Source organism: Pseudomonas sp. H3_D04, from assembly GCF_054669175.1.
This window is the reverse complement of the sequence record NZ_CP162801.1, coordinates 3,369,215-3,395,072: the sequence shown is the minus strand read 5'-3', so window position 1 is coordinate 3,395,072 and position 25,858 is coordinate 3,369,215. Positions and strand designations below refer to the sequence as shown.

Annotated in this window: 27 protein-coding genes and 1 pseudogene; 11 read left to right on the top strand and 17 right to left on the bottom strand. The window is 59.5% G+C overall.

The annotated features are described in order from the left end of the window. Nucleotides 1-14 precede the first annotated feature (14 nt). Both AB4N91_RS15805 and AB4N91_RS15800 read right to left on the bottom strand, forming a co-directional pair. Entirely contained in the window at nt 15-461 is a 447-nt protein-coding gene (locus tag AB4N91_RS15805) for an NUDIX hydrolase (protein WP_083377164.1), read from the bottom strand. A gap of 213 nt (nt 462-674) precedes the next feature. Then, complete coding sequence (locus tag AB4N91_RS15800; protein ID WP_460110985.1) at nt 675-2,900, bottom strand: NADP-dependent isocitrate dehydrogenase; 2,226 nt, start codon at nt 2,898-2,900, stop codon at nt 675-677. 494 nt (nt 2,901-3,394) lie between these two features. Between AB4N91_RS15800 and icd the strand changes: the two genes are divergently transcribed. Then, entirely contained in the window at nt 3,395-4,651 is a 1,257-nt protein-coding gene (gene icd, locus AB4N91_RS15795; RefSeq protein ID WP_010458895.1) for an NADP-dependent isocitrate dehydrogenase, read from the top strand. A 73-nt stretch (nt 4,652-4,724) separates the two neighbouring features. Here icd and AB4N91_RS15790 read toward each other — a convergent pair whose 3' ends face one another. After that, a complete protein-coding gene (locus AB4N91_RS15790; protein ID WP_304816585.1) occupies nt 4,725-5,024 on the bottom strand; it encodes a cold shock domain-containing protein in 300 nt (99 codons plus the stop codon). Nucleotides 5,025-5,242: 218 nt separating this feature from the next. Here AB4N91_RS15790 and clpS point away from each other — a divergent pair, with 218 nt between their 5' ends. Next, nucleotides 5,243-5,626 carry an ATP-dependent Clp protease adapter ClpS gene (gene clpS / locus AB4N91_RS15785; protein ID WP_010458899.1) on the top strand — a complete coding sequence of 128 codons (384 nt, stop codon included), beginning with the start codon at nt 5,243-5,245 and terminating at the stop codon, nt 5,624-5,626. Between the two features lie 30 nt (nt 5,627-5,656). Next, nucleotides 5,657-7,927, top strand: coding sequence for an ATP-dependent Clp protease ATP-binding subunit ClpA (clpA, locus tag AB4N91_RS15780; RefSeq protein ID WP_007946437.1), 2,271 nt, complete (start codon nt 5,657-5,659; stop codon nt 7,925-7,927). A gap of 180 nt (nt 7,928-8,107) precedes the next feature. On the opposite strand, the gene infA is transcribed toward clpA, so the two are convergent. The 4 genes from infA to trxB all read right to left on the bottom strand — a co-directional run bounded on the left by infA (nt 8,108) and on the right by trxB (nt 10,895). Beyond that, nucleotides 8,108-8,326: a translation initiation factor IF-1 gene (gene infA, locus AB4N91_RS15775; protein WP_002553999.1), complete on the bottom strand. Its 219-nt coding sequence runs from the start codon at nt 8,324-8,326 to the stop codon at nt 8,108-8,110. A gap of 100 nt (nt 8,327-8,426) precedes the next feature. Continuing rightward, a complete protein-coding gene (locus AB4N91_RS15770) occupies nt 8,427-9,134 on the bottom strand; it encodes an arginyltransferase (protein ID WP_010458901.1) in 708 nt (235 codons plus the stop codon). A 57-nt stretch (nt 9,135-9,191) separates the two neighbouring features. Then, the gene (gene aat, locus AB4N91_RS15765) at nt 9,192-9,872 is read right to left on the bottom strand and encodes a leucyl/phenylalanyl-tRNA--protein transferase (RefSeq protein ID WP_010458902.1); all 681 of its coding nucleotides are present in this window, start codon (nt 9,870-9,872) and stop codon (nt 9,192-9,194) included. A 63-nt stretch (nt 9,873-9,935) separates the two neighbouring features. Next, entirely contained in the window at nt 9,936-10,895 is a 960-nt protein-coding gene (gene trxB, locus AB4N91_RS15760; RefSeq protein WP_010458904.1) for a thioredoxin-disulfide reductase, read from the bottom strand. Between the two features lie 307 nt (nt 10,896-11,202). Between trxB and AB4N91_RS15755 the strand changes: the two genes are divergently transcribed. The 6 genes from AB4N91_RS15755 (at nt 11,203) to cysG (ending at nt 18,864) form a co-directional block, all read left to right on the top strand. Beyond that, the gene (locus tag AB4N91_RS15755; protein WP_010458906.1) at nt 11,203-13,611 is read left to right on the top strand and encodes a DNA translocase FtsK; all 2,409 of its coding nucleotides are present in this window, start codon (nt 11,203-11,205) and stop codon (nt 13,609-13,611) included. A 66-nt stretch (nt 13,612-13,677) separates the two neighbouring features. Then, nucleotides 13,678-14,301: an outer membrane lipoprotein chaperone LolA gene (gene lolA, locus AB4N91_RS15750; RefSeq protein ID WP_007904916.1), complete on the top strand. Its 624-nt coding sequence runs from the start codon at nt 13,678-13,680 to the stop codon at nt 14,299-14,301. Nucleotides 14,302-14,475: 174 nt separating this feature from the next. Then, on the top strand, nt 14,476-15,798 hold the full coding sequence (locus tag AB4N91_RS15745) for a replication-associated recombination protein A (protein WP_010458909.1): 1,323 nt from the start codon (nt 14,476-14,478) through the stop codon (nt 15,796-15,798). Next, nucleotides 15,799-16,173 carry a fluoride efflux transporter CrcB gene (gene crcB, locus AB4N91_RS15740; protein WP_145309607.1) on the top strand — a complete coding sequence of 125 codons (375 nt, stop codon included), beginning with the start codon at nt 15,799-15,801 and terminating at the stop codon, nt 16,171-16,173. Between the two features lie 15 nt (nt 16,174-16,188). Continuing rightward, nucleotides 16,189-17,469: a serine--tRNA ligase gene (serS, locus tag AB4N91_RS15735; RefSeq protein WP_010458913.1), complete on the top strand. Its 1,281-nt coding sequence runs from the start codon at nt 16,189-16,191 to the stop codon at nt 17,467-17,469. Continuing rightward, a complete protein-coding gene (gene cysG, locus AB4N91_RS15730) occupies nt 17,470-18,864 on the top strand; it encodes a siroheme synthase CysG (protein WP_010458915.1) in 1,395 nt (464 codons plus the stop codon). Between the two features lie 134 nt (nt 18,865-18,998). On the opposite strand, the pseudogene AB4N91_RS15725 reads toward cysG, so the two are convergent. The 9 genes and pseudogenes from AB4N91_RS15725 to AB4N91_RS15685 all read right to left on the bottom strand — a co-directional run bounded on the left by AB4N91_RS15725 (nt 18,999) and on the right by AB4N91_RS15685 (nt 24,032). After that, nucleotides 18,999-19,999: pseudogene (locus tag AB4N91_RS15725) on the bottom strand (glutathione S-transferase family protein). Nucleotides 20,000-20,089: 90 nt separating this feature from the next. Beyond that, entirely contained in the window at nt 20,090-21,091 is a 1,002-nt protein-coding gene (locus AB4N91_RS15720) for a glycosyl transferase family protein (protein WP_460110965.1), read from the bottom strand. After that, on the bottom strand, nt 21,088-21,423 hold the full coding sequence (locus tag AB4N91_RS15715; protein WP_424479761.1) for a TusE/DsrC/DsvC family sulfur relay protein: 336 nt from the start codon (nt 21,421-21,423) through the stop codon (nt 21,088-21,090). The genes AB4N91_RS15720 and AB4N91_RS15715 overlap by 4 nt, the downstream gene beginning before the upstream one ends. Continuing rightward, the gene (gene tusB / locus AB4N91_RS15710; RefSeq protein ID WP_282411158.1) at nt 21,420-21,713 is read right to left on the bottom strand and encodes a sulfurtransferase complex subunit TusB; all 294 of its coding nucleotides are present in this window, start codon (nt 21,711-21,713) and stop codon (nt 21,420-21,422) included. Before tusB ends, AB4N91_RS15715 begins: the two co-directional genes overlap by 4 nt. Next, nucleotides 21,713-22,075 carry a sulfurtransferase complex subunit TusC gene (gene tusC, locus AB4N91_RS15705; RefSeq protein ID WP_077748749.1) on the bottom strand — a complete coding sequence of 121 codons (363 nt, stop codon included), beginning with the start codon at nt 22,073-22,075 and terminating at the stop codon, nt 21,713-21,715. The genes tusB and tusC overlap by 1 nt, the downstream gene beginning before the upstream one ends. Before the next feature lies 1 nt (nt 22,076). Further along, a complete protein-coding gene (gene tusD, locus AB4N91_RS15700; RefSeq protein WP_010458929.1) occupies nt 22,077-22,469 on the bottom strand; it encodes a sulfurtransferase complex subunit TusD in 393 nt (130 codons plus the stop codon). A gap of 222 nt (nt 22,470-22,691) precedes the next feature. After that, nucleotides 22,692-23,396 carry a YoaK family protein gene (locus AB4N91_RS15695; protein WP_042932182.1) on the bottom strand — a complete coding sequence of 235 codons (705 nt, stop codon included), beginning with the start codon at nt 23,394-23,396 and terminating at the stop codon, nt 22,692-22,694. A gap of 35 nt (nt 23,397-23,431) precedes the next feature. Beyond that, a complete protein-coding gene (locus AB4N91_RS15690) occupies nt 23,432-23,761 on the bottom strand; it encodes a DUF6388 family protein (protein WP_077748751.1) in 330 nt (109 codons plus the stop codon). 22 nt (nt 23,762-23,783) lie between these two features. After that, on the bottom strand, nt 23,784-24,032 hold the full coding sequence (locus AB4N91_RS15685; protein WP_008154823.1) for a hypothetical protein: 249 nt from the start codon (nt 24,030-24,032) through the stop codon (nt 23,784-23,786). A gap of 162 nt (nt 24,033-24,194) precedes the next feature. Between AB4N91_RS15685 and AB4N91_RS15680 the strand changes: the two genes are divergently transcribed. Then, on the top strand, nt 24,195-24,545 hold the full coding sequence (locus AB4N91_RS15680) for a hypothetical protein (RefSeq protein WP_010458939.1): 351 nt from the start codon (nt 24,195-24,197) through the stop codon (nt 24,543-24,545). A 142-nt stretch (nt 24,546-24,687) separates the two neighbouring features. On the opposite strand, the gene AB4N91_RS15675 is transcribed toward AB4N91_RS15680, so the two are convergent. Further along, a complete protein-coding gene (locus AB4N91_RS15675) occupies nt 24,688-25,119 on the bottom strand; it encodes a GNAT family N-acetyltransferase (RefSeq protein ID WP_010458941.1) in 432 nt (143 codons plus the stop codon). Between the two features lie 151 nt (nt 25,120-25,270). Between AB4N91_RS15675 and AB4N91_RS15670 the strand changes: the two genes are divergently transcribed. Continuing rightward, nucleotides 25,271-25,708 (top strand): hemerythrin domain-containing protein, encoded by a 438-nt coding sequence (locus AB4N91_RS15670; RefSeq protein WP_326838983.1) that lies wholly within the window; start codon nt 25,271-25,273, stop codon nt 25,706-25,708. Nucleotides 25,709-25,858 lie beyond the last annotated feature (150 nt).

Here is a 25,858-nt window from a genome sequence, read left to right as displayed (position 1 = left end):
CGAAGCCCGCAAGGCTAAAGAGAAGGGCGGATCAGTTCGAGACTGTAGTGCTGGCCGTCCAGATAATCATCGATACAGCGGATGATCAGCTCACTGCGCCAGTTTGCGCGCTGTGCCAGCAATTCGTCACGCGTCAGCCATTTTGCGCCGACGATGCCGTCATCCAGTTGATAGTCGGGGTAATGTTTGAGCGGCTTTGCGGTGAAACAGACCCGCTGGTAGGTCACGCCGTTGCTGGGGGCGGTGTAGAGGTAAATGCCCACCACGCCGGTCGGTTCGACGTCCCAGCCGGTTTCTTCCAGGGTTTCGCGCACGGCGGCTTCGATCAGGGTTTCGTCCGGGTCCAGATGGCCGGCGGGCTGGTTGAGCACCGCTTGTCCGTGCTTGAGTTCTTCGACCATCAGAAAGCGACCATTGTCTTCGACGATGGTGGCGACGGTGATGTGGGGTAGCCAATCCATGAAGCTTCCTCGGTTTCTAATATTGGAATAAAGAACAGTGTGGGAGCGAGCCTGCTCGCGATGACGGTGGGTCAGTCGACATCAATGTTGAATGATATATCGCTATCGCGAGCAGGCTCGCTCCCACATTGGTGCGTATTTCATAGATGAAAAGTGTGGGGCACAAACAGAAACCCCGGCACTGGGCCGGGGCTTCTTTGCATCCTTACAACCTTAAACCAACGCAGCGATCGCGGCGTTGAAGGTGTTGCTTGGGCGCATGGCCTTGCTGATCAGCTCGGCATTAGCGTGGTAGTAACCGCCGATGTCCACTGGCTTGCCCTGAACGGCGTTGAGCTCGGCAACGATGGTTGCTTCGTTCTCGGCCAGGGTCTTGGCCAGTTCGCCGAACTGCGCTTGCAGTGCAGCGTCTTCGGTCTGGGCGGCCAGGGCCTGGGCCCAGTACAGCGCCAGGTAGAAGTGGCTGCCGCGGTTGTCGATATTGCCGACTTTGCGCGATGGCGACTTGTTGTAGTCCAGGAACTGGCCAGTGGCCTGATCCAGGGTCTTGGCCAGCACCAGCGCTTTCGGGTTGTTGTAAGTAACACCCAGATGCTCAAGGGAAGCGGCCAGGGCCAGGAACTCGCCCAGGGAATCCCAGCGCAGGAAGTTCTCTTCCAGCAGCTGTTGAACGTGCTTCGGTGCCGAACCGCCGGCGCCGGTTTCGAACAGACCGCCGCCATTCATCAGCGGAACGATCGACAGCATCTTGGCGCTGGTGCCCAGCTCCATGATCGGGAACAGGTCGGTCAGGTAGTCGCGCAGTACGTTGCCGGTCACCGAGATGGTGTCCTTGCCTTCGCGGGTACGGCCCAGGGTGAAGGCCATCGCGTCGACTGGCGACATGATGCGGATGTCCAGGCCGGAGGTGTCGTGATCCTTCAGGTAGGCCTGAACTTTCTCGATCACTACACCGTCGTGGGCGCGCATCGGGTCCAGCCAGAAAATAGCCGGGGTTGCGCTTGCACGGGCACGGTTGACGGCCAGTTTGACCCAATCCTGGATCGGCGCGTCTTTGGTCTGGCACATGCGGAAGATGTCGCCGGCTTCAACCGACTGCTCCAGCAGGGTGCGGCCAGCGCTGTCGGAAACCCGAACCACGCCGTTGGCCTTGATCTGGAACGTCTTGTCGTGGGAGCCGTACTCTTCGGCTTTTTTCGCCATCAGGCCAACGTTTGGCACGCTGCCCATGGTGGTCGGATCGAAAGCGCCGTGCAGCTTGCAGTCTTCGATCACCGCCTGGTAGATGGTGGCGTAGCAGCGATCCGGGATCACCGCCTTGGTGTCGTGCAGCTGACCGTCAGTGCCCCACATTTTGCCGGAGTCACGGATCATCGCCGGCATCGAGGCGTCGACGATCACGTCGCTCGGCACGTGCAGGTTGGTGATGCCTTTGTCGGAGTTGACCATGGCCAACGACGGACGAACGGCGTAGACCGCCTGGATGTCCGCTTCGATCTGCGCTTGTTGCTCGGCCGGCAAGGCCTTGATGCGAGCGTACAGGTCGCCGATGCCGTTGTTCAGGTTGAAACCGATCTGTGCCAGCACGTCAGCGTGCTTGGCCAGTGCGTCTTTATAGAACTCGGCAACGATCTGGCCGAACATGATCGGGTCGGAGACCTTCATCATGGTGGCTTTCAAGTGAACCGACAGCAGCACGCCTTTTTGCTTGGCGTCTTCGATCTCGGCAGCGATGAAGCTGCGCAGAGCGTTTTTGCTCATGACCGCGCAATCGAGGATCTCACCGGCTTGCACGGTGGTTTTTTCTTTCAGGACGGTGGTGGTGCCGTCTTGAGCGATCAGTTCGATTTTGACGGCATCAGCGGCGTCGATCAGGGCGGCTTTTTCGCTGCCGTAGAAATCACCGGTGCTCATGTGAGCGACGTGGGACTTGGAGTCTTTGGCCCATGCGCCCATTTTGTGCGGGTGCTTGCGCGCGTAGTTCTTGACCGACAGCGGTGCGCGACGATCAGAGTTACCTTCGCGCAGAACCGGGTTCACGGCGCTGCCCTTGATCTTGTCGTAACGCGACTTGGCGAGCTTGTCGGCATCGCTGGTCACGGTTTCCGGGTAGTCCGGCAGGGCGAAGCCCTGGGCTTGCAGCTCTTTGATTGCGGCTTGCAGTTGCGGAACCGAGGCGCTGATGTTCGGCAGCTTGATGATGTTGGCTTCAGGCGTAACGGCCAGATCGCCCAGTTCGGCGAGGTGGTCGGCTACGGCTTTGTCACCCAATTGCTCGGGGAAGCTGGCCAGGATGCGCCCTGCAAGAGAGATATCGCGGGTTTCCACGGCGATATCAGCCGAAGCGGTGAACGCTTCTACGATAGGCAACAGTGAATAGGTGGCGAGGGCGGGAGCTTCGTCGGTGAAGGTATAGATGATCTTCGAGCGGGTGGGCATATTCGGATTAACTCTCTCTTCTTTGCTAAAGCGTGCGCAGAAACTCGAGGGGCGCCGGGTAAGCGCGTTCGTTCAAAGTCATCCATGAGCCGAATGTCGAGGTTTCTTTGCGGTGATGTTGGGTGCATCGGTCGAGCGTCAAGCGGGTGGGTTGCGGTAACAACCCTGCTTTTTCAGGCCCCAAGCCTCGTAGTAGAGAGGTCGGCCATCGTGACTCTGCGGTCAGCGGGCGGCATTATACATAGGTAGCTGGCAATCTGCCGATGGTTCATATGCAACGATTCTCGTCCATTGGTCTAAAGGTCGCAGGGGCGAGGGGGGCGTAGAGTCTTGCACCGTGCTTGAGTTTGGCGCTTTTCCCTTTGCTTTCAGGCTTGTACGTCGCGAACTGTGCAGCTTTGCGGCAGATGGATGGAACATAGGGTTTGCGTGCCGATTTAACTGGGGTACGCTCGAACGAAGCCAGATGTTCAATCCAAACAATGGAGTTCAGCATGGGATACAAGAAGATTCAGGTTCCAGCAGTCGGCGACAAAATCACCGTCAACGCGGACCATTCTCTCAATGTTCCTAACAACCCGATCATCCCCTTCATCGAAGGTGATGGTATTGGCGTTGATATCAGCCCGGTCATGATCAAGGTTGTCGATGCTGCTGTTAAGAAGGCTTACGGCGGCGAGCGCAAAATTTCCTGGATGGAAGTCTATGCCGGGGAGAAAGCGACTCAGGTTTACGATCAGGACACCTGGCTTCCCCAGGAAACCCTGGACGCAGTCAAGGATTACGTGGTTTCCATCAAGGGCCCTCTGACCACCCCGGTCGGTGGCGGTATCCGTTCCCTGAACGTGGCCCTGCGTCAGCAACTCGACCTTTATGTATGCTTGCGCCCGGTGCGCTGGTTCGAAGGCGTGCCTAGCCCGGTCAAGAAGCCAGGCGATGTCGATATGACGATCTTCCGTGAGAACTCGGAAGACATCTACGCCGGTATCGAATGGAAAGCCGGTTCGCCGGAAGCGACCAAGGTCATCAAGTTCCTCAAAGATGAAATGGGCGTCACCAAGATCCGTTTCGACGAAAACTGCGGTATCGGCATCAAGCCGGTTTCCCTGCAAGGCACCAAGCGTCTGGCGCGCAAGGCGTTGCAGTATGTGGTCGACAACGACCGCGACTCGCTGACCATCGTGCACAAAGGCAACATCATGAAGTTCACCGAAGGTGCCTTCAAGGAATGGGCCTACGAAGTGGCCGCTGAAGAATTCGGTGCGACCCTGCTCGACGGCGGTCCGTGGATGCAGTTCAAGAACCCGAAAACCGGTAAGAACGTCATCGTCAAGGACGCCATCGCCGACGCCATGCTTCAGCAGATCCTGCTGCGCCCGGCCGAATACGATGTGATCGCGACCCTGAACCTGAACGGCGACTATCTCTCTGACGCCCTGGCGGCGGAAGTGGGCGGTATCGGTATTGCACCGGGCGCCAACCTGTCCGACACCATTGCCATGTTCGAAGCGACCCACGGTACTGCGCCGAAATACGCCGGCAAGGACCAGGTCAACCCGGGTTCCCTGATCCTGTCCGCAGAGATGATGCTGCGCCACATGGGTTGGACCGAAGCGGCAGACCTGATCATCAAGGGCACCAACGGCGCGATTTCCGCCAAAACCGTGACCTATGATTTCCATCGTCTGATGGAAGGCGCGAAGCTGCTGTCTTCTTCTGCGTTTGGTGATGCGCTCATCTCGCACATGTAAGCCGATATGTAAGCAATCGGCATAAAAAAACCGCCCTCGGGCGGTTTTTTTTATGACTGGATGACGGGTTGTGTCAGCTCGACACCTTTTCCTGCTGGTTGGCAGGTGCCGTCTTATCATTCTCGACAGGTACATTCGTAATTTTTACGGCATGCAGCCCCTTGGGGCCCTGGACGATCTCGAAGCTTACGATTTGCCCGGCCTTCAGTGTCTTGTACCCGTCCATTTCGATGGCCGAATAGTGGGCAAAAAAATCGATAGCACAGCCATCTTCGTGGCGACCTACGTTGGCTTCGGTATTAATGAAACCGAACCCCTTGGCATTGTTGAACCATTTGACCTTGCCGCTGACCTTGACGCCTGACATACCCATATCCCTCTGCAACAGACTCCATCACTGGAGTATCATCCAGTACATCCGCAGTCGAATCTCGAAATAAGATTGACTCCGCGGACCTTTTTTACCCACTGTGGGCTCTATTGGTTGTAACACCGTTTTGCCGATAGTCAAGGTGACCGGGCGGTCGGAGTTGAAATCGTCCATAGCCGCCCCCACCACTGTATTTGAACAACTGACGAACCTTTCTTTCCATGCATGCAATCAGCCAGATTCGACTAACATTCAATCAGGATCGCCCGGCTCTCCAAAAAGATCACCCGGAGCCCCACGACGACGATTCCGCAGGCATTGCTGTTCAGGAGGCAAAGCCTGCATTACAGGCGCCGCCGATGTACAAGGTGGTTTTGTTCAACGATGACTACACACCGATGGATTTCGTCGTCGAAGTGCTCGAGGTGTTTTTTAACCTGAATCGGGAGCTGGCGACCAAGGTCATGCTGGCCGTCCACACAGAAGGACGGGCAGTATGTGGAGTGTTTACCCGCGACATCGCCGAGACTAAGGCCATGCAGGTCAACCAGTACGCCAGGGAAAGCCAGCATCCGCTACTCTGTGAAATCGAGAAGGACGGTTAATCGCCGACCACTTGGGTATGAGGTGAAGCTATGTTAAACCGCGAGCTCGAAGTCACCCTCAATCTTGCCTTCAAGGAGGCTAGATCGAAGCGTCATGAATTCATGACCGTCGAACACCTCCTGCTGGCCCTATTGGACAATGAGGCTGCCGCCACCGTTTTGCGTGCCTGCGGCGCAAACCTCGACAAACTCAAGCACGATCTGCAGGAGTTCATCGACTCCACCACGCCCTTGATCCCCGTCCATGACGAAGATCGCGAAACCCAGCCAACCCTGGGCTTCCAGCGTGTCCTGCAACGTGCTGTTTTCCACGTACAGAGCTCGGGCAAACGCGAAGTGACTGGCGCTAACGTGCTGGTCGCCATCTTCAGTGAGCAAGAGAGTCAGGCAGTGTTCCTGCTGAAACAGCAGAGCGTTGCGCGCATTGATGTCGTCAACTACATCGCCCATGGCATTTCCAAAGTGCCTGGGCATGGCGATCACTCTGAAGGTGAGCAAGATATGCAGGACGACGAGGGCGGTGAGTCTTCTTCTTCAGGCAATCCTCTGGATGCTTATGCCAGCAACCTCAACGAACTCGCGCGCCAGGGTCGTATCGATCCGTTGGTAGGCCGTGAGCTGGAAGTCGAGCGTGTCGCGCAGATCCTGGCGCGTCGTCGCAAAAACAACCCGCTGCTGGTGGGCGAGGCGGGCGTGGGTAAAACCGCGATTGCCGAAGGCCTGGCTAAACGCATTGTCGACAACCAGGTGCCGGACTTGCTGGCCAACAGCGTGGTCTATTCCCTCGATCTGGGGGCCTTGCTGGCCGGGACCAAATACCGTGGCGATTTCGAGAAGCGCTTCAAGGCGCTGCTCAATGAGCTGAAAAAACGTCCGCAGGCGATCCTGTTCATCGACGAGATCCACACCATCATTGGTGCGGGTGCCGCGTCCGGTGGCGTCATGGATGCCTCGAACCTGCTCAAACCGCTGCTGTCGTCGGGCGATATCCGTTGCATCGGCTCAACCACGTTCCAGGAATTCCGTGGGATCTTCGAGAAGGACCGTGCCTTGGCCCGGCGCTTCCAGAAGGTCGATGTGTCGGAGCCTTCGGTTGAAGACACCATCGGCATCCTGCGCGGCCTGAAAGGGCGTTTTGAAGCGCACCACAACATCGAATACAGCGATGAGGCGTTGCGTGCCGCCGCTGAACTGGCGTCGCGCTACATCAATGACCGGCACATGCCGGACAAGGCCATCGATGTCATCGACGAGGCGGGCGCCTATCAGCGTCTGCAGCCGATCGAGAAACGAGTGAAACGCATCGAGGTGCCTCAGGTCGAGGACATCGTCGCGAAAATCGCGCGGATTCCGCCTAAGCACGTCACCAGCTCCGACAAAGAGCTGCTGCGCAACCTTGAGCGTGACCTGAAGCTGACAGTATTTGGCCAGGATGCCGCGATCGACTCGCTGTCGACCGCGATCAAACTGTCCCGTGCTGGCCTCAAGTCGCCTGACAAGCCAGTCGGTTCGTTCCTGTTCGCAGGGCCGACCGGCGTCGGTAAAACCGAAGCGGCGCGTCAGCTGGCCAAGGCGTTGGGCATCGAGCTGGTTCGTTTCGACATGTCCGAGTACATGGAGCGCCACACCGTATCGCGTCTGATCGGTGCGCCTCCAGGTTACGTCGGGTTCGATCAGGGCGGTCTGCTGACCGAAGCCATCACCAAGCAGCCTCACTGCGTGCTGTTGCTCGATGAGATCGAGAAGGCGCATCCGGAAGTCTTCAACCTGCTGTTGCAGGTCATGGACCACGGTACGCTGACCGATAACAACGGGCGCAAGGCTGATTTCCGTAACGTGATCGTCATCATGACGACCAACGCCGGTGCCGAAACAGCAGCGCGTGCTTCGATCGGTTTCACCCATCAGGACCACTCGTCCGATGCGATGGAAGTGATCAAGAAGAGCTTCACGCCGGAGTTCCGCAACCGTCTGGACACCATTATCCAGTTTGGTCGCCTCAGCCATGAGGTCATCAAAAGCGTGGTGGACAAGTTCCTTACCGAGCTTCAGGCGCAGCTGGAAGACAAGCGCGTGCAGCTGGAAGTGACCGACGCTGCGCGAAGCTGGCTGGCAGCAGGTGGCTACGACTCGGCAATGGGTGCTCGACCAATGGCGCGTTTGATCCAGGACAAGATCAAGCGTCCGCTGGCGGAAGAGATCCTCTTTGGCGAACTGGCCGACCATGGTGGCGTGGTGCACATCGACCTCAAGGACGGCGAGCTGACCTTCGAGTTCGAAACCACGGCCGAAATGGCCTGACGTTAACCGCGACAAAGCAAAAGGCGCCGAGAGGCGCCTTTTTGCTGTTCGCCGAATTTGAACGCCTGACACCTTGTCCTGTGGGAGCAGGCTCGCTCCCACTGGGGGATGGTGTTGATCCATCAAATCGCAGACAAACAAAAACGCCCGGCATAAACCGGGCGTTTTGTATTGACTTGATTAGCGAGCGCGGTAAGTGATACGCCCTTTGCTCAAGTCATAGGGCGTCAGCTCGACGCGCACTTTGTCACCGGTAAGAATACGAATGTAGTTCTTGCGCATCTTGCCGGAGATATGCGCGGTTACGACGTGCCCATTTTCCAACTCCACACGAAACATGGTGTTGGGCAGGGTGTCGACGACAGTGCCTTCCATTTCGAAGCTGTCTTCTTTCGACATGCAGTAAAGCCCTCGGTGTCCAATGAATGGCCCGGTGCAACTGCGCCAGGCAAAAGCGGCGTGCATTGTGCCCGAAAAATGGGGTTTAAGCCAAGGGGTTCTAGTTCAGGATGACCCAGCGCTGATTAATCAGCAGTTCGATAGGTCGATATTGCGTCTTGTAGCTCATCTTTTTGCAGTTTTTGATCCAGTAGCCGAGGTAGACCGCTTCCAGTCCAAGGCGCCGGGCCTCGCCGATTTGCCAGAGGATCGCGTAGCGACCCAGGCTGCGACGTTCTTCATCGGGCTCGTAGAAGGTGTAGACCGCCGACAGACCGTTCGGCAGCAAATCGGTAACGGCCACTGCCAGGAGCCGGCCTTCGAGACGAAATTCGTAGAATCGGGAGAATGGCAGGTCGCGCACAAGGAACGTCGAAAACTGGTCGCGACTCGGTGGGTACATGTCGCCATCGGCGTGACGTTGTTCGATGTAGCGCTGATAGAGATCGAAATACTCTTCGCTGAATTTCGGCCGGGCCGGGCGCACTTGCAGGTCGGCGTTACGTTTGAAAATGCGTTTCTGCTGACGGTTGGGCGAAAATTGCGCCACAGGGATGCGCGCCGGGACGCAGGCATTGCAATTCTGGCAATGAGGCCGGTAGAGATGATCGCCGCTGCGACGAAAACCCATTTCAGACAGGTCTGCGTAGACATGCACATCCATGGGCTGGCTAGGGTCGAGAAACAGGGTCGTGGCCTGCTCCTCGGGCAGATAGCTGCAAGAGTGGGGCTGAGTGGCATAAAACTTCAAACGCGCCAACTCGGTCATGATCAACCCTCGGGAATAAGCTTTGGATTAAGTGTAAGCCACACGGGCAAAAGTCGCTCAGCAAACCCAGGTTGCACGGCTGGGTTGATCCAGATGTTGTGCGAGGAAGTTGGCGAAATCGCGCCGAGGAATCGCTCGGGCGCCGAGGCTGTGCAGATGGTCGGTCGGCATCTGGCAGTCGATCAGCACAAAGCCTGAGTCTTTCAGATGTCGCACCAGCGTGGCAAAGCCATATTTCGAGGCGTTGTCGGCGCGGCTGAACATGGATTCGCCGAAAAACAGCTGACCCATCGCCAGGCCATAGAGCCCGCCGACCAGCACGCCATCATCCCAAACCTCCACGGAATGCGCGTAGCCACGTCGATGCAGCTCGAGATAAGCCGTCTGCATCGCGTCAGTGATCCAGGTGCCGTCGGCGTAGTCCCGAGGCGCGGCGCAGGCGCTGATCACCGAGGCAAAGTCCTGATCGAAGGTCACTTGATAGCGTTGCTGGCGCAGCAATTTATTCAGGCTGCGCGAGACATGCAGTTCGTCGGGAAATAAGACGGTGCGCGGATCCGGCGACCACCAAAGGATCGGCTGGCCTTCCGAGAACCAGGGAAAGCAGCCGTGGCGATAAGCCTGAATCAGACGATCGGCGGACAGATCTCCGCCCGCGGCCAGCAACCCGTTGGGGTCGCGCATGGCTTTTTCCAACGGCGGGAACGTCAGGGTGTTGCGTTGTAACCAAGTCAGCATGGCATCCGGGCTTGCAGAAGGGGAGGGCGGTGACGGGCTGGCGGCCCGCCGTGAAGTGTGCCGTCAAACGGTGGGAATGTCGTCGAGGTATTTCTCGGCGTCCAGCGCGGCCATGCAGCCGGCCCCGGCGGAGGTTACGGCCTGTCGGTAGACGTGATCGGCCACGTCGCCGGCGGCGAACACGCCCGGGATCTGGGTAGCTGTGGCATCGCCATCGCTGCCGCCCTTGACCAGCAGATAGCCGTCGCGCATTTTCAACTGGCCCTCGAACAGGTCAGTGTTGGGCTTGTGGCCGATCGCGATGAACACGCCGGCCAGTGGCAATTCACGGGTTTCGCCTGTGTGGCTGTCGCGCAGGCGGGCGCCGGTCACGCCACTGGCATCACCCAGCACTTCATCGAGATTCTGGTTCCAGTGCAGGCGGATATTGCCGTTGGCGGCTTTTTCGAAGAGTTTGTCCTGGAGAATCTTCTCCGAGCGCAACTTGTCGCGCCGGTGAATCAGGTGGACTTCCTTGGCGATGTTCGACAAGTACAGTGCTTCTTCAACCGCTGTGTTGCCGCCGCCGACCACCGCGACCACTTGGTTGCGATAAAAAAATCCATCGCACGTGGCGCAGGCAGAAACCCCTCGGCCGGCAAAGGCCTCTTCCGAAGGCAGCCCCAGATATTGCGCCGAGGCGCCGGTCGCGATAATCAGCGCGTCGCAGGTGTACGTGCCGCTGTCGCCGATGAGCTCGAACGGGCGTTGTTGCAACTTGGCGGTGTGGATGTGGTCGTAAACGATCTCGGTGGCAAAGCGCTCGGCGTGTTTTTGCATGCGTTCCATCAGCACCGGGCCGGTGAGGCCTTCAACGTCGCCGGGCCAGTTATCGACTTCGACGGTCGTGGTTAGCTGGCCACCTGCCTGTATGCCGGTAATGACGACGGGTTTGAGGTTGGCGCGGGCGGCATAAACGGCTGCGCTGTATCCGGCAGGGCCGGAACCCAGAATGATCAGGCGGGAATGCTTCGGTTCGCTCATAAAAACACCTCATAAGCCTTTGTCACAAAAGAGAATGCATGCTCAAATTGAAACGCGCGTAACGTGCTTTTGGCTATGCTACACCGAAGGGCTTCAAGCATGGCATCGGGCGAACAAACCCGTACAATGCCGTCTGTAACAGTGATTGAAACAAAATAAGCTGTGCGTACCGTGTTTATAAAAACCGGGGTGCAATGTTAAAAGTAGTCCCAGTTGCGCGTGTTAACTTTTTTACCTGCCTGGATTGGGCAGTTTTTTATAGTCATTCAACAGATGGACGCGCCATGGGCGCAGGAAAAGAAGCGTTTTGAAGAAATCCACCGCAGCACCCAAAACAGTCGTCGTTCCACTCTGGCGCCAGCACTTGCACTACCGGCTCAAGGAAGGTGCATTGATCGCCATCGGTGGCCTGTGCCTGTTCCTGATGATGGCCTTGTTGACCTATGGCAAGGACGATCCGGGCTGGAGCCATAACAGCAAGATCGACGACGTACAGAACTTCGGCGGGCCGGTCGGCTCCTACAGCGCCGATATCCTGTTCATGGTGCTGGGTTACTTCGCCTACATCTTCCCGTTGTTGCTGGCGATCAAGGCCTATCAGATCTTCCGTCAGCGCCACGAACAGTGGCAGTGGAGCGGCTGGCTGTTCTCCTGGCGCCTGATTGGCCTGGTGTTTCTGGTGCTGTCGGGCGCGGCACTCGCGCACATCCATTTCCATGCGGCGACCGGTCTGCCGGCCGGTGCGGGCGGCGCGTTGGGCGAAAGTCTTGGCGACCTGGCCAGGAACGCGCTGAACATCCAGGGCAGCACGTTATTGTTCATCGCGCTGTTCCTGTTCGGCCTGACGGTGTTCACTGACCTGTCGTGGTTCAAGGTGATGGACGTTACCGGCAAGATCACCCTCGACCTTTTCGAACTGTTCCAAGGCGCGGCCAATCGCTGGTGGAGCGCCCGTGTCGAGCGCAAACAACTGGTGGCGCAGCTGCGTGAAGTCGACGATCGCGTGCATGACGTGGTCGCCCCGACGGTTACGGACAAACGCGAGCAAGCCAAGGTCAAGGAACGCCTCATCGAGCGTGAGCAGGCCCTGAGCAAGCACATGTCGGACCGCGAGAAGCAGGTGCCGCCCGTCATCGCGCCCGCACCGCCCAAGCCGGCAGCGCCGAGCAAGCGCGTCGAGAAAGAGAAGCAGGCGCCCTTGTTCGTCGACAGTGCCGTCGAAGGCACCTTGCCGCCGATCTCGATTCTCGACCCGGCCGAAAAGAAACAACTCAATTACTCTCCAGAATCGCTGGCCGCCGTCGGCCACTTGCTGGAAATCAAGCTCAAGGAATTCGGCGTCGAAGTCTCGGTGGATTCGATCCACCCGGGCCCGGTCATTACCCGTTACGAAATCCAGCCGGCCGCCGGCGTCAAAGTCAGCCGCATCTCCAACCTGGCGAAAGACTTGGCGCGATCCCTGGCCGTGACCAGCGTTCGTGTGGTGGAAGTGATTCCGGGCAAGACCACCGTCGGTATCGAGATTCCCAACGAGGACCGCCAGATCGTGCGTTTCTCCGAAGTGCTGTCGACCCCTGAGTACGACAACTTCAAGTCGCCGGTCACCCTGGCCCTGGGCCACGACATCGGCGGCAAGCCGGTCATCACTGACCTGGCGAAAATGCCGCACTTGTTGGTGGCCGGTACGACCGGTTCCGGTAAGTCGGTGGGTGTGAACGCGATGATCCTGTCGATCCTGTTCAAGTCCGGCCCGGAAGACGCCAAGCTGATCATGATCGACCCGAAAATGCTCGAGCTGTCGATCTACGAAGGCATTCCGCACCTGCTGTGCCCGGTCGTGACCGACATGAAGGACGCGGCCAACGCCTTGCGCTGGAGCGTGGCGGAGATGGAGCGTCGCTACAAACTGATGGCGAAGATGGGCGTACGAAACCTGTCGGGCTTCAACGCCAAGGTCAAGGAAGCTCAGGACGCGGGCACGCCGCTGACCGATCCGTTGTACAAACGCGAAAGCATTCATGACGAAGCGCCGCTGCTGACCAAACTGCCGACCATCGTCGTTGTCGTCGACGAATTCGCCGACATGATGATGATCGTCGGCAAGAAGGTTGAAGAACTGATCGCCCGTATCGCTCAGAAGGCCCGTGCGGCCGGTATCCACTTGATCCTCGCGACCCAGCGTCCGTCGGTTGACGTGATCACCGGTCTGATCAAGGCCAACATCCCGACGCGCATGGCGTTCCAGGTATCGAGCAAGATCGACTCCCGGACGATCATCGACCAGGGCGGTGCCGAGCAACTGCTGGGCCACGGTGACATGCTCTACATGCCGCCGGGCACCAGCCTGCCGATCCGTGTTCACGGTGCGTTCGTGTCCGATGACGAGGTTCACCGGGTGGTTGAAGCCTGGAAACTGCGCGGTGCACCGGAATACAACGACGAGATCCTGGCCGGTGTTGAGGAGGCCGGTAGCGGTTTCGACGGTGGCAGTGGCGGTGGCGACGAAGACAGCGAATCCGATGCGCTTTACGACGAAGCGGTGCAGTTCGTCCTGGAAAGCCGTCGTGCGTCCATCTCTGCGGTTCAGCGCAAGCTGAAAATCGGCTACAACCGCGCCGCACGCATGATCGAAGCCATGGAAATGGCCGGGGTCGTGACGTCCATGAATACCAACGGTTCGCGTGAAGTCCTGGCGCCTGGCCCGGTACGCGACTGATTTGATTTTGAAAGGATGGCGCAGTGATGCGCCACCCGAACTCCCACGAATGTTATGAGGACTCCCATGCGTCTTATCCGCATGCTGTTGCTGCCGGTACTGGCTTTGACCACGCTCTCGGCCCACGCCGATGACAAGGACGTGGCGCGTCTGACCCAACTGCTGGAAAAATCCCAGACCCTGACTGCGCGCTTCTCTCAGCTGACGCTGGATGGCAGCGGCACCCAGTTGCAGGAAACGGCCGGGCAAATGTCCCTGCAGCGTCCTGGCCTGTTCTACTGGCATACCGACGCACCGCAAGAGCAATTGATGGTTTCCGATGGCAAGAAGGTGTCCCTGTGGGACCCGGACCTGGAACAGGTCACCATCAAGACCCTTGACCAGCGCCTGACCCAGACACCTGCGCTGCTGCTGTCCGGCGACGTGTCCAAGATCAGCCAGAGCTTTGACATCAGCGCCAAGGAAGCCGGCGGCGTGATCGACTTCACCTTGAAACCGAAAACCAAGGACACCCTGTTCGACAGCCTGCGCCTGTCGTTCCGCAATGGCCTGGTCAATGACATGCAACTGATCGACAGCGTCGGTCAGCGCACCAATATCCTGTTCACCGGGGTGAAGGCCAACGAGCCGATCCCGGCGTCCAAGTTCAAGTTCGACATTCCCAAGGGTGCCGACGTCATTCAAGAGTAAGACGCAAAACCTGTTGGAGCTGGCTTGTGTGGCGAGGGAGCTTGCTCCCGCTTGGGGCGCGAAGCGCACCCCGAAATGAGACCGCTGCGCAGTCCAGTGGGAGCAAGCCCCCTCGCCACAGGATTTCGCCAGACTTGAGAACTGCGTAATAAAGCGAGGTTTCAACCGCACGTGATGGACCTGTTTCGCAGTGCCCCGATCGCTCAACCCTTGGCCGCCCGCTTGCGCGCAGCCAATCTGGACGAGTACGTCGGTCAGGAACACCTGCTGGCTCGCGGCAAGCCTTTGCGCGAAGCCCTGGAGCAGGGTGCCCTGCACTCGATGATTTTCTGGGGCCCGCCGGGCGTGGGCAAAACCACCCTGGCGCGGTTGCTCGCGGAAGTCTCGGATGCGCACTTTGAAACGGTCTCGGCGGTACTGGCGGGCGTGAAGGAAATCCGTCAGGCAGTGGAAATCGCCAAGCAGCAGGCCGGCCAGTACGGCAAGCGCACCATCCTGTTCGTCGATGAAGTGCATCGCTTCAACAAGTCGCAGCAGGATGCATTCCTGCCGTACGTTGAAGACGGCACGCTGATTTTCATCGGCGCAACCACGGAAAACCCTTCCTTCGAACTCAACAACGCGTTGCTCTCCCGGGCACGCGTTTACGTGCTCAAAAGCCTCGACGAAGCGGCCCTGCGCAAACTGGTGCATCGGGCGCTGACCGAAGAGCGTGGCCTGGGCAAGCGCCAGCTGACCCTCAGCGATGAAGGCTTCCAGATGCTCCTGTCGGCTGCCGATGGCGATGGCCGGCGGCTGCTGAACCTGCTGGAAAACGCTTCGGACCTGGCAGAAGACAACAGCGAGATCGGCATCGATCTGCTGCAAAGTCTGCTCGGCGATACCCGCCGTCGTTTCGACAAGGGCGGCGAAGCGTTCTACGACCAGATTTCCGCACTGCATAAATCGGTGCGCGGCTCCAATCCCGACGGCGCGTTGTACTGGTTCGCGCGGATGATCGACGGCGGTTGCGATCCGCTGTACCTGGCCCGGCGGGTGGTGCGCATGGCCAGCGAAGACATCGGCAACGCTGACCCGCGGGCCCTGAGCCTGTGCCTGGCGGCGTGGGAAGTGCAGGAGCGCCTCGGCAGCCCTGAAGGCGAGTTGGCGGTGGCCCAGGCCATCACTTATCTGGCTTGTGCGCCGAAAAGCAACGCGGTGTACATGGGGTTCAAGGCCGCCATGCGCAGCGCCACCGAACACGGATCACTGGAAGTGCCGCTGCATTTGCGCAACGCACCGACCAAGCTGATGAAGCAATTGGGTTACGGCGATGAATACCGTTATGCCCACGATGAGCCGGACGCCTATGCCGCTGGCGAAGACTATTTCCCGGAAGAACTCGAGCCGCAACCGTTCTATCAACCCGTGCCTCGTGGCCTGGAGCTGAAGATCGGCGAAAAGCTCAATCACCTTGCACAACTTGACCGTCTAAGCCCCCGGCAGCGGAGAAAATAAGTGATTCCATTGGTCATTGCTGTTTCCGTTGGCGGTGCCGCCGGGACTTTGTTGCGCTTTGCCACCGGTAATTGGGTCAACGCTAATTGGCCGCGGCACTTCTATACCGCGACGCTGGCCGTTAATATCGTCGGCTGTTTGCTGATCGGCGTTCTATACGGTCTGTTTTTGCTACGCCCGGAGGTGCCGATCGAGGTGCGCGCCGGGTTGATGGTCGGCTTCCTCGGGGGGCTGACGACTTTTTCATCCTTTTCACTGGATACGGTGCGCCTGCTCGAAACCGGGCAAATGCCGCTGGCCCTGGGCTATGCTGCCATCAGCGTATTCGGCGGGCTGCTCGCCACCTGGGCTGGCCTGTCCTTGACCAAACTTTGATAACGAGAGACCGACATGCTCGATTCCAAACTGTTACGTAGCAACCTTCAGGACGTAGCGGACCGCCTGGCATCCCGTGGCTACACGCTGGATGTTGCGCGCATCGAAGCGCTGGAAGAACAGCGCAAGACCGTCCAGACCCGCACCGAAGCACTGCAGGCTGAACGTAACGCGCGCTCCAAATCCATCGGCCAGGCAAAGCAGCGCGGCGAAGACATCGCGCCGTTGATGGCCGACGTCGAGCGTATGGCGAACGAATTGAGTGCCGGTAAAGTCGAGCTGGACGGGATCCAGACCGATCTGGATTCGATCCTGCTCGGCATCCCGAACCTGCCGCACGAATCCGTGCCGATCGGTGATGACGAAGACGGCAACGTCGAAGTGCGCCGCTGGGGTACCCCGACCGCGTTCGATTTCCCGGTCCAGGACCACGTGGCCCTGGGCGAGAAGTTCGGCTGGCTGGACTTCGAAACCGCCGCCAAGCTGTCCGGCGCCCGTTTCGCCCTGTTGCGCGGCCCGATCGCCCGTATGCATCGCGCCCTGGCGCAATTCATGATCAACCTGCACACCAGCGAACACGGTTACGAAGAGGCTTACACGCCTTATCTGGTCCAGGCCCCGGCGCTGCAAGGCACCGGTCAGCTGCCGAAGTTCGAAGAAGACCTGTTCAAGATCAGCCGCGAAGGCGAAGCCGATCTGTACCTGATCCCGACCGCTGAAGTGTCGCTGACCAACATCGTCGCCGGCGAGATCGTCGATTCGAAGCTGCTGCCGATCAAGTTCGTCGCCCACACGCCGTGCTTCCGCAGCGAAGCCGGTGCCTCGGGTCGCGATACCCGCGGGATGATCCGTCAGCACCAGTTCGACAAGGTCGAGATGGTCCAGATCGTTGAACCGTCGACCTCGATGGACGCGCTGGAAGGTCTGACGGCCAACGCCGAGAAAGTCCTGCAACTGCTGGAACTGCCTTATCGCACGATTGCACTGTGCACCGGTGACATGGGCTTCAGCGCGGTCAAGACTTACGACCTGGAAGTGTGGATTCCGAGCCAGGACAAGTACCGCGAGATTTCGTCGTGCTCCAACTGCGGCGACTTCCAGGCCCGTCGTATGCAAGCGCGTTTCCGCAACCCGGAAACCGGCAAGCCTGAACTGGTTCACACCCTGAACGGTTCGGGTCTGGCAGTCGGTCGTACCCTGGTGGCGGTGCTGGAAAACTACCAGCAAGCCGACGGTTCGATACGTGTGCCTGAAGTGCTGAAACCTTACATGGGTGGCCTCGAGGTCATCGGCTAAATGGACTATCTGCCGCTGTTCCATAACCTTCGCGGCAGTCGTGTGTTGGTCGTTGGTGGGGGGGAGATTGCCTTGCGCAAATCCCGCCTGCTGGCCGAAGCCGGTGCGCTGCTGCGGGTGGTCGCACCTGAAATCGAACCGCAACTGCGCGAGCTGGTTGTCGGCAGCGGCGGCGAGTGCCTGTTACGGGGCTACGTCGAAGCGGACCTGGACGGTTGCGGGCTGGTCATCGCCGCCACCGATGACGAACCGCTGAACGCGCAAGTTTCCGCTGATTCCCATCGGCGTTGCGTGCCGGTCAATGTGGTGGATGCGCCGGCTTTGTGCAGCGTGATATTCCCGGCGATCGTCGACCGTTCTCCCTTGATCATTGCGGTGTCCAGCGGCGGCGATGCGCCGGTGCTGGCGCGGCTGATCCGCGCCAAACTGGAAACCTGGATTCCGTCCACCTACGGTCAATTGGCCGGTCTGGCGGCGCGTTTTCGCAGCCAGGTCAAACGCCTGTTCCCGGACGTGCAGCAGCGTCGGGCATTCTGGGAGGATGTGTTCCAGGGCCCGATTGCCGACCGGCAACTGGCCGGGCAGGGTGCTGAAGCCGAACGCCTGATGCTGGCGAAGATCAATGGCGAAGCGCCGGTCGCCACCGGTGAAGTGTATTTGGTGGGCGCGGGCCCCGGTGATCCTGACTTGCTGACCTTCCGTGCCTTGCGCCTGATGCAGCAAGCCGATGTGGTGCTCTACGACCGCCTGGTCGCCCCGGCGATTCTCGATCTGTGCCGTCGCGATGCCGAGCGGGTCTACGTCGGCAAGCGTCGCGCCGATCACGCGGTGCCGCAGGACCAGATCAATCAGCAATTGGTCGACCTGGCCAAGCAAGGCAAGCGGGTCGTGCGATTGAAGGGCGGTGATCCGTTCATCTTCGGTCGTGGCGGTGAAGAGATCGAAGAACTGGCGGCCCATGGCATCCCGTTCCAGGTCGTGCCGGGTATCACCGCCGCCAGCGGTTGCGCGGCATATGCCGGGATTCCGCTGACCCATCGCGATTACGCGCAGTCGGTGCGATTTGTCACCGGGCACTTGAAGGACGGTTCCACCGACTTGCCGTGGGCCGACCTGGTTGCGCCGGCACAAACCCTGGTGTTTTACATGGGGCTGGTGGGCTTGCCGATCATCTGCGAGCAACTGATCAAGCACGGTCGCGGGGCGGACACCCCAGCGGCGCTGATTCAGCAGGGCACCACGGTCAATCAGCGGGTATTTACCGGCACGCTGGCTGATCTTCCTCGACTGGTGGCGGAGCATGAAGTGCATGCGCCGACGCTGGTGATCGTTGGGGAAGTGGTGCAATTGCGCGAGAAACTGGCCTGGTTTGAAGGGGCTCAGGCGCAAGTCTGATCGGACCGAGTCGGTCGAGCGCGACCCCGGCCCATCGCTGGCAGGCTAGCTTCCACAGGGGATTTGAGAACGACAAAAATCCAGTGTGGGAGCTAGCCTGCTAGCGATTGGGGGCCTCAAAAACGGCACAAACCTCAGGCCCTGCGCCAAACCCCTTTCCCGTTCAACCGCGCCCGATCATGGGTTGCTGTGAAATCCTGCGCCGTCCCTTTCGGCACAATCCCGGTCGGGTTGATGGTCTTGTGGCTGCCGTAGTAATGATTTTTGATGTGCTGAAAATCCACCGTCTCGGCAACGCCCGGCCATTGGTAAATCTCCCGCAGCCAGTTCGACAGATTCGGATAATCGGCAATCCGCCGCAGGTTGCACTTGAAGTGGCCGTGATACACCGCATCAAAGCGAATCAGCGTGGTGAACAGCCGAATATCCGCTTCGGTCAGGTACTCGCCGACCAGGTAACGGTTGGCGCCCAGCAGTTGCTCCAATCGATCCAGTTCGGCAAACACATCATCAAACGCTTCTTCATACGCCTGCTGTGACGTGGCAAACCCTGCGCGATAAACGCCGTTGTTCACGGCCGGATAAATCCGCTCATTCAACGCATCGATCTCGCCGCGCAGGGGGGCGGGTAGAAATCCAGGTCATTGCCGGTCAGGTCATCAAAGGCGCCGTTGAACATGCGGATGATCTCCGCTGATTCATTGTTGACGATGCGGTTTTGCTGTTTGTCCCAGAGCACCGGCACGGTGACGCGGCCGGTGTAGTCGGCGGTATCGGCGGTGTAGCGCTGGTGCATGAAATTGAAATGATCGAGTTTGTCGCCGGTCGAGCCCAGGTTCTGGTCGAAGGTCCAGCCGTTTTCCAACATCAACCAGCTGACCACCGAGACGTCGATCAGGTTTTCGAGGCCTTTGAGTTTGCGCAGGATCAGCGTGCGATGCGCCCACGGACAGGCGAGGGATACATAAAGGTGATAGCGGCCAGCTTCGGCTGCAAAGCCACCGACGCCCGTCGGGCCGGGCTTGCCGTCGGCGGTCAGCCAGTTGCGACGTTGCGCCTGTTCGCGCTGGAACGCGCCGTCCTTGCTGCTTTCGTACCACTGGTCCTGCCAGCGACCTTCAACTAACAAACCCATGTTCAAGACTCCTCAATCAATAAGCGTTGGAGAGGAGTCTATTCATATAGGTTCGATTAAATAGCGCAAAGGTTCGAGGGTTATGATCGGTTAAATCGATCTGTCCCGAGCGTCCCAATACTGCTGCGCCGTTTCGAAGGCGTGTTCCCGGGTCTGACCGAGGCCACGCAATGCGAGGGCCATGGTCGAAATCAAGGCCATTTGCGGGTAGCTGTCGACCACGTCACCGCGCCAGACGGCTTTCAAATGTTCAGGATCGAGCGAGGCGGGTTTGACGTGGCGTTGACTCGACAACTGCGGCCATTCCTCGTCCCAGCTTTCGCCGCCGGTGGTGCCGTACAGGTGGCTGTCGGCATCCGGGTTGATCTCGATTTCGCCACCGTCGCCCTTGACCACAATCGCGGTGTCGCCGAGCAAGCCGCTGGCATCGCGATGCACCGCCTGGTAACCCGGGTGGAAAATGCTTTGCAGGCCGCAGCGAGCACCCAACGGGTTGAGAATGCGGGTGAGGGAGTGGATCGGCGAACGCAGGCCCAAGGTGTTGCGCAGGTCGATCATGCGCTGAAGCTGCGGTGCCCAATCCACCAGCGGCATAAACGCCAGGCCGCCGTTATCGAGCGCCGAGCCGACCTGTTGCCAGTCGCGGCACAACGGGATGTTCAACCCTTCCAGCAGTTGTTCGGTGTAGAGCCGGCCGGCCGTATGGGCGCCGCCGCCGTGCATGAAGATGCGCACGCCGTTTTGCGCCAGGCATTTGGCCGCCAGCAGGTACCACGGCAGGTGACGCTTCTTGCCTGCGTACGTCGGCCAGTCCAGGTCTACCGCCAGGGCTGGCGGGTTCAACCGTTCGCGCAGGGCCTCGGTGAAACCGGCCATTTCCTCGGCGCTTTCTTCCTTGTGCCGCAACAGCATCAGGAACGCGCCGAGCTGGGTGTCCTCGACCTTGTCGTCGAGCACCATGCCCATGGCTTCACGCGCTTCGGCCCGGGTCAGGTCGCGGGCACCGCGCTTGCCTTTGCCGAGGATCCGCACGAACTGGGCGAATGGGTGTTCGGCGGGCGTTTCGAGGGTCAGCGCTGGAAAGTCAGTCATAAGCAATTCGTCGGTTTGGGCAGGCCCGCCAGTTTCGCGGCGAGTTTGGCAGGGGTGCCTTTGAACAGTCGGTTGAGGTGCAGGCTGTTGCCTTTTTCCGGGCCGAGCTTCAACGCGGTGTACTTGATCAGCGGACGGGTGGCCGGGGATAGCTGGAATTCGGCGTAGAAGGTGCGGAGCAATTCGAGGATTTCCCAGTGCTCCGGGCTCAACTGGATGTCTTCGGCGGCGGCGAGGGCGCTGGCCACCTCGCTCGACCAGTCACTCAGTTCGACCAGGAAACCGTCCTTGTCCAACTTGATGGCGCGTGCGCCGACTGTCAGGGAATTCATAGCCAACTGTTCACCTTGTCGTAGTGAATCGACAACTCGACGAAGGCGGGGTAATCAATGGCTTTGGCCGCGTCAGGAACCGCCAACGCACGGGCCTGGGCGTCTTCGGCCAGTACGAACAGGTTCAACGGGCGGGCATTCAGCGCGTTGAACGGCGCGGTGCCCGGTTGCAACGCATAGACGGCGTCGCCGGTCAGCAGCAACGCGTCGTTTGTGCCGATCACGCGCAGGCAACTGGTCAGGCGGTCATCGCCGAACGGGGAATGAGACAACACATGCAAAGTCGACATCAGAGGGTGATCACCTGGTCGTAACGGTCAATAAGTGCGGTGATTTCCTGGGTGGCCAGCACCCGGGCTTCTTCAAGCGACCGACCGTTGAGGTCCAGACCTCGTTCGGCAGCGCTGTGGCCACAGACATACAGGTCTTCCACACCGAACATCGGCAACGCTTGCAGGTTGGCGCTCAGGTCTTTTTGTTGCAGGGCCTTGGCGTCCTGTTTCGCAGCGAGCTGGAACACCCCGTCATCGAGAAACAGCAAGCCAATCGGCAGGTCGAACGCGCCACCAGCCAGCACGATGTCCAGCGCTTCCCGAGCGTTCGGCCCGGACCACGGGGCCTGGCGGCTGATAATCAACAAGGATTTAGCCATCTCACGCGCCTCCGAAACAGATCAGGCGGTCAGCGTCTTGCACCGCGTCATGCAACTGGCCGAGGCCGGACAATTCCCACGGCGCGCCCACGGCAACGGCGTCACGCTGATAGCGTCCGGCTTCCTCTGCGTTCAACACGCCACGGCGCAGGGCGGCGGCAATGCACACGACGCCATCCAGCTGATGCTCGGTGACAAAGGCGCGCCATTGCTTGGGCAGGTCCTGCTCATCCTGCGGCGTGACCACGCTGCCGGAGGCGTTGTAGACGCCGTCCTGATAGAAAAACAGCCGGACAATCTCATGCCCGCCGGCCAGCGCTGCCTGGGCAAACAGCAAGGCACGGCGCGAGGAGGGCGCATGGGCGGCGGAAAACAGCGCGATGGCGAACTTCATGACGGACTCGATCAGCAAAACTGCGGTCATGATAAAGCTTTATCGCGAGTGCGGCGAAGGGGGTTTACTCGTAGACCGAGTCGCGGCCATCGCGAGCAGGCTCGCTCCTGCAAGGTATTTGGTGGTGCATGACACTGAAATCCACCACAGAACCCTGCGGGAGCGAGCCAGCTCGCGATAGCGGCCTGTCAGGCGACATCAATGCGGAACGTGATAACCCGCTCAACGCGGCATATACCCCAACTGCCATCGCCGTGGAATCTTCAGCGACAGCAATCCAATCGCGCCCGCCAGCAACCCGCTGACAAACAACGCCTTGAGCCCAAGGTGGTGTTCCAGCACCGCGCCGAGCACGGCACCGGCAAACATCCCCGTCCAGGGAATCAACTGAACCCGCCAGCCATTACGCCGCTCACCGAGCATCCAGCGCCCCAGCCCACGCCCGAAGCGCGACAGGGCGCCGGTGACGTAAGTGAGGCCGACCGGCAAGCCGTTCACTTCCTCCACCGCCGCGTTGAGCATGCCCATGGCGATGATTGTCGCCAGCAGTGCCGGCAATTGTTCGTCAAAAGGCCAGGCCGCGGCGCCGCAGAGCAGCATTGCGATGCCCAGCAGCAAGGGCAGCGCCCGGCGGCCACCGAGGCGGCTGACGACAATGCCCAAGGCGTTGCCGACAATGAAGGTGGTCACGAGAATCAGCAGGCGCAGGGTCAGCCCGAGATCGCCGTCGCTGATGGCCACGGCGAGGCGGGTGGTGTTGCCGCTCATGAAGGAGACAAAGTCGCCGCTGGCCATGAAGCCGATGGCGTCAGTCATGCCGGCGAGCACCGAGAGCGCGGCCACCAGCACCATGCCGATGCGTCCGCGCCATTTCTGGATATGAAGATGGCCCGGGCTGGCGCGAGAAGTCGAGAGGGATGGCAACATCGGCGAAAGTCGTCCTCAGGCAGCGACCATCAGGGTCACTTGATCAATCCATGTAGTTCGCAATACTCCAGCCAGTCCATACCGGCCATCTCGGCCACTTCCTTGTGCACTTCAAGACGCTGAGAATCGTAGTCTTCAGGCGTCACGGCGGTCAATTGCAATGTCAGCTCCCAGGCAAACAGACCCAGGCGCTCGGCTTCGGCCTCGAAGGCCTCATGCAAGCGCTCGTCACGATATTGCGCCGCGGTCTCGCCTTTGGCCTGGGCCAACAGCGGGTTGAGGTTGTCGAGCTCATTGCGCAGCTCAGGACGCTCATCGAGAAACTTCTTCAGCGCTTTCTCGTGTTGCTGTTCGGTTGCCGCCATGGTCGCTCCTTGAGGCCCGGGTTTACGAAGATTGCTTCTTGCTGGCCTTGGCCGCAGCCGCCAGGCACTCGAGGGCAAACTGCTCGGGGTAGGTCATCTGGATCGGCGTGGTTTCGCCTTTGACGGTGCGTTCGCCGTCGAGGATGTAACGGATTCGTTTGTCGGTGACGCCAATGCGCTTGGCGATCCAGGACGGCGTCTGACCGATCTGGCTGATCAGCTTGTCAGCGTATTCGGCGGTCGGTTTGTAATACTCGGCGTTGGGTGTCATGACCTTTCCAGAAAATGAGCCCGGAAAAAACGGGCGATGCGACGTTAATGGCGCGACAGGGTGCGCGAATCGTCACGCGATGTCGCGGTATAAATGAAGTAAAGCAGAACGATACGCCGTGCCACGGTGATACAGTCCGCTTTTTCTTGATGAGCGAACACAATGCGAATTCTGATGGTGGCGCTGGCCGTGACGTTGCTGGCGGGATGCGCCGGCTCGGTGATGAACGATGCCCGCACCAAAGCCCCTTACAAAACCCTGAAATCGGACAAGCCGGAAAAAGTCGTCGCCCAGTGCGTGCAGTTTTCCTGGCAGGACGAGGCGGTGTTCGGTGTCGATGCCGGCGCGTATTTGCAGCCGGGAGAGAAGGGTGGGTCCACCGTTTACACGCGTTCTGCGGAGTCCTTTGTCGACGTGACCACCGATGCGTCAGGCACCGTGTTGAGTTACTACGCACAGCAAGATGACTTTGTGGCCAAGCGCCGCCTGGCGGCGCTGGCGACCTGCCTCTGACCTGAGGCGTTGACCCCCATCCCCTGTAGGAGTGAGCCTGCTCGCGATAGCGGCGGGTCAGTCGACATCAATGTTGGATGTCACTCCGCGATCGCGAGCAGGCTCACTCCTACAGTTGGATGGTGTGGATCATACGAGCAGGTTATGCGTCGTTGATCAGGCGCTTCTGGAAAAAGAAGCGCTTATGCCCCGGCGGGTAGTCGACAATCTGCCCCACCTCGCTGTAGCCCAGCTTCTTGTAGAACTCCGGCGCCTGGAAGTCGAAGGTGTCGAGCCAGACCCCGATGCATTCCTTCTCCCGCGCCACGTCTTCGGCCATCCGCATCAACTTCGAGCCTATGCCTTGTCCCCGACCCTGTTCCGGTACCGATAGCAACTCGATGTACAACCACTGATAAAAAACCCGACCATACAGACCGCCAAGAATCTCGTCATGCTCGTCGCGAATCAGCAGGGCAATGGGCTCCTGCTTCGAAACGCCGGCCTTTGAAGCGTTATAGGCGCGCAACGGCAGCAGGATCGCCTGCTCCTCGGCTTCGGTGGGGTTTTGCGACTGTTCGATACGCAGTTCCATCAGCTCAATCCTTATGGCCATGAGGGGCAACAGCCGCAAGCCTAACGCGACCCCCTGCGGTTGTTCCAGCCCCTTGAGTGGAACCCTCGCTCGCGCCCGGATGTCTAGCCTGAAGAGCGTCCTTCCGGAACGCGGCCAATGAGGATCACCCGTGAATATTTTTGAAGCCCTGCGTGAAAGTCACGACCGCCAGCGCACCTATGCCAAAGCGCTCATCAAGACCAACGGCGACACCCCGGAGCGGGTCGAGGCTTACAAGCAGCTCAAGTCTGAACTCCAGGCCCACGAAACCGCCGAAGAGCGCCATTTCTACATCCCGCTGATGGCGTTCGACAATGGCGTCGATCTCAGCCGCCACGCCATCTCCGAACACCATGAGATGGACGAAATGATGGAAGAGCTGGATGAGACACAAATGTCCAGCCCGGCCTGGCTGGCGACCGCCAAGAAGCTGTCCGAGAAGGTTCATCATCACTTGGAAGAGGAAGAGCAGAAGTTCTTCCAGATGGCCGGCAAGCTGCTCGACGACAAGCAGAAAGAGGCCCTGGCCGGCCAATACGAAAAGGAATACAAGGCACAGCTTCCCTAGTCGGTACGATGCCCCGATTGCTACCTGGTGATGTAATCCTTTTGCTACACAGGACGTAGGACTTGGATCAGGGTACTGGTTTTATATCCAGTATTTGCGAGTGATCTGCGAAGGCGGGTTCATTCGGGGCTCAAATGGGCTGATGGACAA

Excerpts from the sequence above, each read along its gene's own strand:
- AB4N91_RS15685 (WP_008154823.1), bottom strand. The coding sequence starts at position 24,032 with ATGACACCCAACGCCGAGTATTACAAACCGACCGCCGAATACGCTGAC.
- AB4N91_RS15690 (WP_077748751.1), bottom strand. The coding sequence starts at position 23,761 with ATGGCGGCAACCGAACAGCAACACGAGAAAGCGCTGAAGAAGTTTCTC.
- tusC (WP_077748749.1), bottom strand. The coding sequence starts at position 22,075 with ATGGCTAAATCCTTGTTGATTATCAGCCGCCAGGCCCCGTGGTCCGGG.
- cysG (WP_010458915.1), top strand. The coding sequence starts at position 17,470 with ATGGACTATCTGCCGCTGTTCCATAACCTTCGCGGCAGTCGTGTGTTG.
- AB4N91_RS15770 (WP_010458901.1), bottom strand. The coding sequence starts at position 9,134 with ATGACCGAGTTGGCGCGTTTGAAGTTTTATGCCACTCAGCCCCACTCT.
- tusD (WP_010458929.1), bottom strand. The coding sequence starts at position 22,469 with ATGAAGTTCGCCATCGCGCTGTTTTCCGCCGCCCATGCGCCCTCCTCG.
- infA (WP_002553999.1), bottom strand. The coding sequence starts at position 8,326 with ATGTCGAAAGAAGACAGCTTCGAAATGGAAGGCACTGTCGTCGACACC.
- aat (WP_010458902.1), bottom strand. The coding sequence starts at position 9,872 with ATGCTGACTTGGTTACAACGCAACACCCTGACGTTCCCGCCGTTGGAA.
- AB4N91_RS15745 (WP_010458909.1), top strand. The coding sequence starts at position 14,476 with ATGGACCTGTTTCGCAGTGCCCCGATCGCTCAACCCTTGGCCGCCCGC.
- AB4N91_RS15680 (WP_010458939.1), top strand. The coding sequence starts at position 24,195 with ATGCGAATTCTGATGGTGGCGCTGGCCGTGACGTTGCTGGCGGGATGC.
- AB4N91_RS15720 (WP_460110965.1), bottom strand. The coding sequence starts at position 21,091 with ATGACTGACTTTCCAGCGCTGACCCTCGAAACGCCCGCCGAACACCCA.
- AB4N91_RS15805 (WP_083377164.1), bottom strand. The coding sequence starts at position 461 with ATGGATTGGCTACCCCACATCACCGTCGCCACCATCGTCGAAGACAAT.
- trxB (WP_010458904.1), bottom strand. The coding sequence starts at position 10,895 with ATGAGCGAACCGAAGCATTCCCGCCTGATCATTCTGGGTTCCGGCCCT.
- AB4N91_RS15695 (WP_042932182.1), bottom strand. The coding sequence starts at position 23,396 with ATGTTGCCATCCCTCTCGACTTCTCGCGCCAGCCCGGGCCATCTTCAT.
- AB4N91_RS15790 (WP_304816585.1), bottom strand. The coding sequence starts at position 5,024 with ATGGGTATGTCAGGCGTCAAGGTCAGCGGCAAGGTCAAATGGTTCAAC.
- AB4N91_RS15675 (WP_010458941.1), bottom strand. The coding sequence starts at position 25,119 with ATGGAACTGCGTATCGAACAGTCGCAAAACCCCACCGAAGCCGAGGAG.
- clpA (WP_007946437.1), top strand. The coding sequence starts at position 5,657 with ATGTTAAACCGCGAGCTCGAAGTCACCCTCAATCTTGCCTTCAAGGAG.
- icd (WP_010458895.1), top strand. The coding sequence starts at position 3,395 with ATGGGATACAAGAAGATTCAGGTTCCAGCAGTCGGCGACAAAATCACC.
- clpS (WP_010458899.1), top strand. The coding sequence starts at position 5,243 with ATGCATGCAATCAGCCAGATTCGACTAACATTCAATCAGGATCGCCCG.
- AB4N91_RS15715 (WP_424479761.1), bottom strand. The coding sequence starts at position 21,423 with ATGAATTCCCTGACAGTCGGCGCACGCGCCATCAAGTTGGACAAGGAC.
- lolA (WP_007904916.1), top strand. The coding sequence starts at position 13,678 with ATGCGTCTTATCCGCATGCTGTTGCTGCCGGTACTGGCTTTGACCACG.
- AB4N91_RS15800 (WP_460110985.1), bottom strand. The coding sequence starts at position 2,900 with ATGCCCACCCGCTCGAAGATCATCTATACCTTCACCGACGAAGCTCCC.
- tusB (WP_282411158.1), bottom strand. The coding sequence starts at position 21,713 with ATGTCGACTTTGCATGTGTTGTCTCATTCCCCGTTCGGCGATGACCGC.
- serS (WP_010458913.1), top strand. The coding sequence starts at position 16,189 with ATGCTCGATTCCAAACTGTTACGTAGCAACCTTCAGGACGTAGCGGAC.